8 protein-coding genes are annotated in these 9,443 nt (G+C 63.9%); 3 read left to right on the top strand and 5 right to left on the bottom strand.

The window, feature by feature from the left end:
- Positions 1–445 precede the first annotated feature (445 nt).
- Complete coding sequence (tyrS, locus tag CH293_RS22430) at positions 446–1,720, bottom strand: tyrosine--tRNA ligase (protein ID WP_037107817.1); 1,275 nt, start codon at positions 1,718–1,720, stop codon at positions 446–448.
- 57 nt (positions 1,721–1,777) lie between these two features.
- Positions 1,778–2,467 carry a DNA-3-methyladenine glycosylase gene (locus tag CH293_RS22425; protein WP_080732910.1) on the bottom strand — a complete coding sequence of 230 codons (690 nt, stop codon included), beginning with the start codon at positions 2,465–2,467 and terminating at the stop codon, positions 1,778–1,780.
- Between the two features lie 13 nt (positions 2,468–2,480).
- Between CH293_RS22425 and CH293_RS22420 the strand changes: the two genes are divergently transcribed.
- Genes CH293_RS22420 through CH293_RS22410 form a run of 3 tightly spaced genes read left to right on the top strand, consistent with a single transcriptional unit; the run spans position 2,481 to position 4,584 of the window.
- The gene (locus CH293_RS22420) at positions 2,481–3,227 is read left to right on the top strand and encodes an ABC transporter ATP-binding protein (protein WP_037107811.1); all 747 of its coding nucleotides are present in this window, start codon (positions 2,481–2,483) and stop codon (positions 3,225–3,227) included.
- Positions 3,224–3,979, top strand: coding sequence for an ABC transporter permease (locus CH293_RS22415; RefSeq protein ID WP_037107808.1), 756 nt, complete (start codon positions 3,224–3,226; stop codon positions 3,977–3,979). The genes CH293_RS22420 and CH293_RS22415 overlap by 4 nt, the downstream gene beginning before the upstream one ends.
- A complete protein-coding gene (locus CH293_RS22410; protein ID WP_176460088.1) occupies positions 3,976–4,584 on the top strand; it encodes a TetR family transcriptional regulator in 609 nt (202 codons plus the stop codon). The genes CH293_RS22415 and CH293_RS22410 overlap by 4 nt, the downstream gene beginning before the upstream one ends.
- 3 nt (positions 4,585–4,587) lie before the next feature.
- On the opposite strand, the gene CH293_RS22405 is transcribed toward CH293_RS22410, so the two are convergent.
- The 3 genes from CH293_RS22405 to argH all read right to left on the bottom strand — a co-directional run bounded on the left by CH293_RS22405 (position 4,588) and on the right by argH (position 9,443).
- Complete coding sequence (locus CH293_RS22405) at positions 4,588–4,794, bottom strand: Trm112 family protein (protein WP_037107852.1); 207 nt, start codon at positions 4,792–4,794, stop codon at positions 4,588–4,590.
- Positions 4,795–4,869: 75 nt separating this feature from the next.
- Complete coding sequence (locus CH293_RS22400) at positions 4,870–7,890, bottom strand: AMP-binding protein (protein WP_037107802.1); 3,021 nt, start codon at positions 7,888–7,890, stop codon at positions 4,870–4,872.
- Between the two features lie 113 nt (positions 7,891–8,003).
- Complete coding sequence (gene argH, locus CH293_RS22395; RefSeq protein ID WP_027498866.1) at positions 8,004–9,443, bottom strand: argininosuccinate lyase; 1,440 nt, start codon at positions 9,441–9,443, stop codon at positions 8,004–8,006.

The following is a 9,443-nucleotide window of genomic DNA, read 5'->3' as shown; positions in this document are numbered from 1 at the left end:
AAGATGTCACACCCACACCCCAAAAGGCATGAGCACCAAAAACATTCGGCACTGACATTCATCGACACACTGTTGAGTTCTCAAAGAACACGCACACACCGAACAACCAAGAAACCGTAACTTCAGGGTGTTTGGGGCAACTTCTCCAGCCTATCCCAGCTTGGTCTCGGAAGCAAGCTCCGACTCTTGGTGGGTAGAACTGGAATTTCATGTTCCGTCAGGCTCCGACGTCCAACCTCGTGTCCGGGACCGCGTAGGCCCTGGTCGGTGTCCGTGTCGCTCTGACTCGACAAAAGTTACGGCACGAGAAACTGTGCGTCAAATCCCCAGGTCGCCGAAAATCCGAACGACAAACGCCGAGGTGGTGACGCGTGCAGGGATATCGACTACCCACCACGTTCCCGAATCACACCTATGTGACTCGCACCACCTCGGCGCCGTATCGCTAGGAGGCTACGCGCACGCCTGCGAAATTCCGCTTTCCGCGACGTACGACCAGCCAACGACCGTGCAGCAGATCCTCGGGCGACGGCGTCCACTCCTCGTCGGCGATTTTCTGGTTGTTGACCGAAGCACCGCCCTCCTTCACTGCGCGACGTGCTGCGCCCTTGCTCTCGGAGAGACCGGTTGCGACGAGCAAGTCGACGATCGTCGACGGCTCACCCGCCGCGAGGTCGGCTACCGGTGTCTCACCGAGTGCGGCTGCCAACGTCGACTCGTCGAGATCGGCAAGTTCGGCGCGGCCGAACAGAGCCTGGCTGGCCAGCTCTACTGCACGCGTGTTCTCTTCTCCGTGCACCAATGTCGTCATCTCGGCCGCCAGACGCTTCTGAGCCTCCCGCGCATGCGGACGTTCACGCGTCGCTTCGTCGAGCTGGTCGAGTTCGGCCTGATCGAGGAAGGTGAACCAACGGAGGTACTTGACGACATCGGCATCGCCGGTGTTCACGAAGTACTGGTACCAGGCGTACGGGCTGGTCATTTCCGGGTCGAGCCACAGGCTCCCGCCACCGGTGGACTTTCCGAACTTCTTTCCGTCCGCCGACGTGACCAGAGGCACCGTCAGCGCGTGGACCGACTCACCGTCCTTGCGTCGGTTGAGTTCGACGCCTGCGATGATGTTGCCCCACTGATCCGAACCGCCGATCTGCAGCGTGCACCCGTGCGTGCGACGCAGTTGGACGTAGTCGTTCGCCTGAAGAAGCATGTAGCTGAACTCGGTGTACGACATCCCGTCGGCCTCCAGACGCGTTTTCACCGTGTCCCGCGCAAGCATCACGTTCACCGAGAAATGCTTGCCGACGTCACGCAGGAAATCGATCGCCGACAGCGGACCGGTCCAGTTCAGGTTGTTCTCGACGATCGCACCCGTAGTGCCGTCGTCGAACTCGACGAATCGCTCGAGCTGGCCGCGAATACGGTCGGCCCAATCCCGGACGGTGTCGGACGAGTTCATGACCCGCTCCCCCACATCACGAGGATCGCCGATCAGTCCGGTGGCACCGCCTGCCAGGACAATCGGCCGGTGGCCTGCACGTTGAAAACGCTTGAGCGCCAACAGCGGAACGAGGTGGCCTGCGTGAAGGCTGGGACCGGTCGGGTCGAAGCCCGCATAAAGAGTGATCGGCCCGTCGGACGTCGCCTTCTTCAGTTCGTCCACGTCGGTGGACTGCGCGATCAATCCGCGCCAGGTCAATTCGTCGATGATGTTCTCGCTCACGCCTCCGATCTTTCCGCATCCGACGTCGAACAGGAACCTCGCCCTCGTCGGGCTCGGTCAGGACGCCGGCGCCCGCGGGCTCCGGCGATACGCCGACACCGCGTCGGAGCGCGGGATCCAGAACCTCCACGGCCTGTCGGCAGCCTTGCTGACCCCCACCCGCGGGCCTTCGGCGATGTCGGTCGGACACGCGGCCCGGCCTGCGTCGAGAACGATCCTCGACGACCCGTCGAACAGGTCCATTCCGTTGTCCGAGAGCTGGGCGCCTATGGCCTGCCCCAGGTTGCCGGGCCCACTGACCAGCTTCCTGGCCGCAACTCGGTCGCCTCTCCGGCGCCGCACCGCCGCTTCACCGTCCACCAGCTCGGCGGCTCGCAGCAACACTGCGGCGGCTTCACCGTCGGGACCGCAGGTGACGTTCATGCACAAATGCATTCCGTAACTCGAGTAGACGTACAACCTGCCCGCCGGGCCGAACATCACGCGGTTACGCGGAGTCGGACCGCGATAGGAGTGAGCAGCGGAATCCGGCCACGGTCCCCCTTCGGGGCCTCCGTATGCCTCTACTTCGACGACTCGCACGCATACGTCCTCCACCCGAAGCTCGACGCCGAGCAGCTTCCGGGCGGCCTCGACGGGATGGCAGTTCAGATCCTCAGCGTTCACACCGGCTGATCTTTCCCTGACGGTTCTCGGTCTTGACGTCGACCGCCTCGAGGTCTTGAATTCATCACACGATGATTTCATCAATCGATGAATTATGGAGGACACCATGACGATCGGATCCGATCCAGCAGTCGTCGTCGAAAACCTCGTCGTCCGACGGGGGAAACGCACAGTTCTCGACGCGGTGACCATGTCCATCCCCGCCGGCCGAATCACCGGCCTGCTCGGCCCGTCCGGATGCGGCAAGACAACTCTGATGAGAGCGATCGTCGGTACTCAGGTGGTCGAGTCGGGAACGGTCACCGTGCTGGGCAAACCGGCAGGCTCGAAAGCACTGCGCAGCAAAGTCGGCTACGTGACCCAGGCCCCGAGTGTCTACCGCGACCTCTCGGTCCGCGACAACGTGGCCTACTTCGCCGCGCTGTACGGACGCGATTCCCGATCGGTCTCGTCTGCAATCGATTCCGTGGGTCTGGGTGAGCATGCGTCGTCGCCGGCGGGAAATCTGTCCGGTGGGCAACTCGGCCGCGTGTCCCTGGCCAGCGCGCTTGTCGCCGAGCCCGAAGTGCTCGTGTTGGACGAACCCACCGTCGGACTCGATCCCGTACTGCGAGCCGAACTGTGGTCACGATTCGAGGACATCGTCGGCTCGGGGGCGACGCTGCTGGTGTCGAGCCACGTCATGGAAGAGGCCGAGCACTGCTCCGAACTGGTCCTGATGCGCGACGGTTCGGTACTTGCACAACTCGCACCTCAGGCACTGTTGCAACGCACGGGAGAATCGAGCCTCGAACACGCGTTCCTGACCCTCATTCGCACCACCGAGAGCGGTGTCCGATGAACCTGCACATCTACGCAGCCGGAACCACCCGGATTCTGCGTCAGCTCCGGGCCGATCACCGAACCGTCGCGATGATCCTCCTCGTCCCCTCTCTGCTCATGGTTCTGCTGTACTTCCTCTACCAGGATTTTCCTACCGCACCGGGCGCTCCCCCGCTGTTCGATCGCGTCGCCGTCAGCATGCTCGGGATCTTGCCGTTCGTGGTGATGTTTCTGATCACCTCGATCGCCATGCAGCGCGAACGCAGCTCCGGGACGCTGGAACGACTCCTCACGACACCGATGTCCAAGCTGGATCTGCTGGCCGGATACGCCACGGCATTCTCGTTGGCTGCGATACTCCAGTCGCTTCTGGCCTGTGCGGTCGTGTTCGGAGCGCTCGGACTCTCCACCGAAGGGTCACCCGCCTGGGTGCTGCTGATCGCGGTGCTCGGCGCCGTTCTCGGTGTCGCGATCGGACTGCTGTGCAGCGCGTTCGCTCGCACCGAATTCCAGGCCGTGCAGTTCATGCCGGTCGTGGTCGTGCCGCAACTTTTCCTGTGCGGACTACTCGTCCCCCGAAATCAGATGCCGGACTGGCTGCACGCCGTCAGCAACGTCATGCCGCTCAGTTACGCAGTCGACGCGCTGAGCCAGATCTCCACCGCCCCCAGCGTCACCGGGCAATTCTTCACCGATGTCGCCGTCGTTCTCGCCTTCACGGTCGCCGCGTTGTGTGCTGCAGCAGCAACTCTACGGCGGCGGACACCATGACCGGCCGAGCACGGACGGGACGACGACCGGGCCGACCGGACACGCGCGAGGAGATACTGAGAGTAGCTCGAACACGTTTCGCCGCTACAGGTTTCGACAAGACATCGATCCGATCGATCGCCGCGGACGCCGGCGTCGACTCCGCCCTCGTGCATCACTACTTCGGGACCAAGCGAGACCTCTTCGTAGCGTCGATCGCCCTGCCGACCGATCCGACGGTAGTACTTCGTCCAGTCCTGGCCGCCGACACCGATCGGCTCGGTGAGGCGCTGCTCACTGCGATTCTTGCCGTCTGGGACTTCGAGAACGGCCAGGCCGTCGTCGCCACGTTTCGTTCGCTGATCGCAGGCGCCGACGTAGGCCTGATCAAGACCTTTCTGATGCACATCGTGCTCGAGGACATCGCACACAGAGTCGACGAACCCGTCGGGTCGGGCCCTCTGCGAGTCGCGCTCGTTGCCTCCCAGATGTCCGGTCTGCTGCTCACCCGCCACATCCTGAGCATCGAACCGCTCGCCTCGATGCCCGCGCACCGCGTCGTGGCGCTGACAGCACAGACGTTGCAGCACTATCTCACCGGTGAACTGCCAGACTTCGTCCCCTGACGATCAGGATTGAGCGCGAGCCAGAATCGACTCGTGCTCGGCGTCGTCCACATCCCTCGCGTCGTCGACGAGCAGGACCGGAATACCGTTCTCGATCGGATATGCCCGACGCAACCGCGGGTTGTAGAGCAGCTCGTCCTCCACCAGCAACAGCGGGCCCTTGTCGACAGGGCACGCGAGGATGCTCAGCAGTGTCTGATCGATTGCCACCGATTTCTCACTTTCGTCTGTCACCGATTTGCACGGGGATCGTCCGCAAACCTTACCCACCGCACGTAGCAGAGCTCAGTCCGTTCCGACGTCGGCCACACTGTCGGTGCCGAAACGTTGCGCCGCAATCGCTTTGGTCAACCGCTTGTAGGTACTGGATTCCTCGTCGTAATACCAGGTCCGAGCACTCGGCGTCGGGATACGAGACTTTCGTAGCTCGGTTTCGCGTGGCCGATACGCCCGTCCCAGCGGAATCGCATCGACGAGATGAACGATGTCCGGGCGCTGACTCGGCAGCAGCACGCCCATGGCGTCGGTGATCGCCTTACCCGGCACCGTGCTGTCCTTCCGCACCGAAATGCCGCAGATCGCGACCTCGTCGGCATGGTCGAGTCGCCGGGACGAATCGGCACTGCCACCGATGTCCACCCCGTAGACGACGACGGATCGAACCTGCGGAATCTCCCCGAACGCATCGATGATGGGCTGCGTGAACACCGGACCGCGAGGTGTCTTCACGACGGTGTCCTTGCGGTCCACCAGCCAGAAATCCCCGTCGGAATCCCGTCGAAACAGGTTCTCGGTGGGAATCCACGAATCACCGGGCTCGAACACGCCCCGCATCAAAGGACTGGTGACCTCGCCCTCGTTGCTCGGACGCCCGAGGAGCAAACCGACCTCGCCGTCCTTGCACAGTCGAACGAAACCGTTGTCGTCCTCCTCCAATCTCCCGGTGATGGGGTCGTAGGCAGCCAGAGCCACCCGTGCGCTTCCCGGCAACGGGCGCCCCTTCGATCCGATCTTCGAACCACCCACGTTGGCCAGGATGATGTCGTTCTCGGTGGAGGCATAGAACTCGAGAACACGAGCGGGCGAGAAACGCTCCATCGTTCGTTTCCACAGCCCGACAGGCATTCCCGATCCGATGAACAAGCGGACCGCATGCCGGAGGTCGAGATCGAGATGATCGTCGTCGAGGATGCTCTGCATCATCGCCCAGGTGTAGCTGATGACGGTCACTCCATAGCGGGAAACCTCACCGGAGAACCGAACCGGGTCGAGACCCCGAGACAGGGCAATACGCGACCCCCCGGCGAGCGCACCACCGACACTCACCAACAATCCCGCCGAATGGTGAAGAGGGGCAAGGCAATACACCGTGTCTCCGGAACTCAACCCGGCCGCGGTAGCGGTGCCGTACGCCGACAGCGCCCACCTGTGGTTGGTGATGTAGCGAGGCTCGAGACCCCGATCGGTCGCCGTGAACAACACCATCGCCAGTTCCCTCGCACGGCCCGGATTGGGCTCGAACCACGCGGGCAACCTCACCGAATCCGGATCGACAGCTTCGAGGTCGGTGACATCTGCCCCGCTCGGTACGTCCAGCTGACGAGCATCGCCGCCGCCCAGAACGAGAACGTTGGCGGCGACAGTCGTCGCAGACTTCAGGTTCTCCGGGTCGGTGACGACGGTATCGACGTCCACCGCTCGCAGGGCACTCTCGAGGTTGCCGCCCGGAGGAAGCAGAACAGCTACAGCGCCGATTCTGGACAACGCGGCCACGGCCGCCAGCGCGCTCGGACGGGTCTCCATCAGCACACCGATGCGCGCCGACGGCCGGATGCCGGAGACGACAAGGCCCTTCACGACGTTGTCGATGCGGACGTTGACGGCCTCGTACGTATGGACGCGATCGTCGAACAGGAAGCACTCACCCGCCGGAGACCGACGTCCCTGATCAGCGATGAGCCTGCCCAACGACACTGTCGAATGCGCCTGCATCTGACCGAGACGTGCCAATCGTGGCAACGTGCGCACAGCCTCCGACGATATCTCGCGGGTACCTCTCACAGCTCCCGTCGCCGCTGCCGCGAGCCCGCGGCCCACTCCGACACCCACCTCCGCGATGGACGCGGCCGTATGAATGATTCGATTGCTGACCGACACACCGCTTTCGGAATCGGGATGTTCGTCGTACACCATCTCGTGCACGTCGGATGGCTGCTCCCCCAGCCCTTCCCGCCACCGTATCCACTCGCCCGTCGTAGGCCACGTCTGCGCCGCGGCGGTGGTGCCGACCACCAACCCGAAGTGACCGGCACGCAAAGTGCTTTCGAAGATCTCCGCACGTGGCGCCGCACGCTTGATGCCGCGCACCGCCAACGGCTGGCCGATGTCGTCGACCTCGCCGACGAACGCGAGAACCGGAACCGACAACTCGGACAGCGTCAGCAACCGATCCTTGATGACGAATCCGCCCGTCATCATGCGGTTGTGCACCACGAACTGCTTCAACAGCTCGGCCACAGCCGGGCCGGACCACGCAACCCAGCCGTCCATCGCCAGAAAACGCCTCTGCGGCTCGCGAGGCAACAATGCATCGCGGTCGTGCAGCTGTCGCAGGAAGTCGAGTCGAGACCGCACCGTCTTCGCCGGATCCAACAGTTGAAATCCGGTCCGAGCCATCCACCCGGAGACGTCCATTCGAGTGAACACGTGGTCCGCGAGAAACTCGGCACCCTTGGTCGCCACACCGGCTGGAATCCCCAACGGCAACGCCGCCAACGTGTCCACCGGCGCCCCGAACGTGATGAGACTCGCCAGATTTCGGCCACTCCGGTACGCCGCAGCCTGGTAACAGAACATCCCGCCCTGCGAGTACCCGCCGAGGTGAACATCGCGGCCGGTGATCGTGTGGACCTTGTCCACCACCTCGCTGATGGCGACGACATGATCCGCCAGAGTCCGGCTCCACCCGCCTTCCTCCGTATCGGGCGAACCGAAGTCCACCACCCACGGATCGAGGCCCATGTCGTGAAGAATGCCGGCAGCGCCGTTCTCGGTCGTCACGTCGTACACATCGGCCGACACCATCATCGGCGGTACCAGCACGACCGGAGGCTTCGAACCCTCGTCGGCATCGTCGGCGAAATACCGACGGAGCCGGTACATCGGCTCACGATCGACGACCTTGAACGGCGACGGATCGACCTCGGTCTCCAGACCGCCGAGACGGATCACTTCGAGGCCGTTCTGTGCAGTCGCCACCGCACGCCGCAACGGCCCGCGGATCGCGTCTGCGTTCAGTCCCACCACAACACACTCCTGCGTTCGACGCTTGTCCCCGCTCGAACCGGCCACTCACCGACCCGTCAGAAGCTTCTCACACCGAACCCCTTCGAATCCGGCGCGCCTGATTTATTTCTCTGTCAGCGAGCAGGAATTCCGTCGGCGAGCCACGCGCGAGCCTTCTCCGCAGTCGACCGCACACCACCGAGCTGGCTCGCCACCTGCACAGCAGCCGTGCCGCCCCGAGAATCTCGCGACGAAATGGAACCCTCGACGGTCAGGACCTCGCGAACCGCCGGCGTCAACGACGGATCGATCGACGACAACTCCTCGTCGGTCAACTCCTCCAACCCGACGCCGCGCCCCTCCGCAACACGAACGCACGCTCCGGCCGCCTCGTGCGCCACCCGGAACGGAACACCCTGTCTCACCATCCACTCGGCGATGTCCGTCGCCAACGTGAAGCCTGCGGGCGCGAGCTCGGCCAACCGATCCACATGGAACTCCAGTGTCCCGACCAATCCGGCGAGAGCGGGCAGCAACAGTTCCAGCTGCGCCACCGAATCGAAGACCGGCTCCTTGTCCTCCTGCAGATCCCGGTTGTAGGCCAACGGCTGTGCCTTCAGAGTCGCCAGCAGTCCGGTGAGGTTACCGATGAGACGACCCGTCTTGCCGCGCGTCAATTCCGCGACGTCGGGGTTCTTCTTCTGCGGCATGATCGAGCTGCCCGTCGACCACGCGTCGGCGAGCGTCACGTAGCCGTACTCCGGGGTACTCCACGACACGATCTCCTCCGCGAGACGCGACAGATCGACCGCGGTCATCGCAAGCACGAACGACGCTTCCGCCGCGAAGTCACGTGAGGAGGTCGCGTCTATCGAATTCTCGGCCGACGAATCGAAGCCCAGCTCGGCTGCGATCTTCTCCGGGCTCAGGCCCAGCGACGAGCCCGCCAAGGCCCCCGAACCGTACGGCGACACCGCGGCTCGGCGATCGAAATCCTGGAACCTCTGGACGTCACGCAACAGAGGATGGGTGTGCGCCAGGAGATGATGGGCCAGCAGCACCGGTTGCGCGGCCTGCGAATGCGTCTTGCCCGGCATGACCGCAGCCGGGTGCGCAGCAGCCTGCGTGGCCAACGCGTCGACGACGTCGAGGACGCCTGCCGAGACCCGACGGACAGCGTCGCGCAGCCACATCCTGAACAGAGTCGCCACCTGGTCGTTGCGCGAGCGTCCGGCCCGAAGCCTCCCTCCGACCTCGGGACCGACCCTGTCGATCAGGCCCCGTTCGAGCGCTCCGTGGACATCTTCGTCGGACTCTGCGGCAGCGAACTCACCGGAGGCGACGTCCTCGGCCAACCGAGACAAACCGTCGAGCATCGTCTCGAGGTCCGCCGCCGTCAACAATCCCGCACCGTTCAACACACGTGCGTGTGCCATCGACGCCCGAATGTCGTACGGGGCCAACACCCAGTCGAAGTGCGTCGACTTGCTCAGTGCCGCCATCGCCTCGGCCGGACCGGACGCGAACCGTCCGCCCCACAGCGATCCTTCGTTGGTTCCGTGCTGTTCGCTCAC

The organism is Rhodococcus sp. 14-2470-1b (genome assembly GCF_002259415.1).
In the GTDB taxonomy this organism is placed as follows: Bacteria; Actinomycetota; Actinomycetes; order Mycobacteriales; family Mycobacteriaceae; genus Rhodococcoides.
This window is presented reverse-complemented; position numbering and strand designations above follow the sequence as displayed.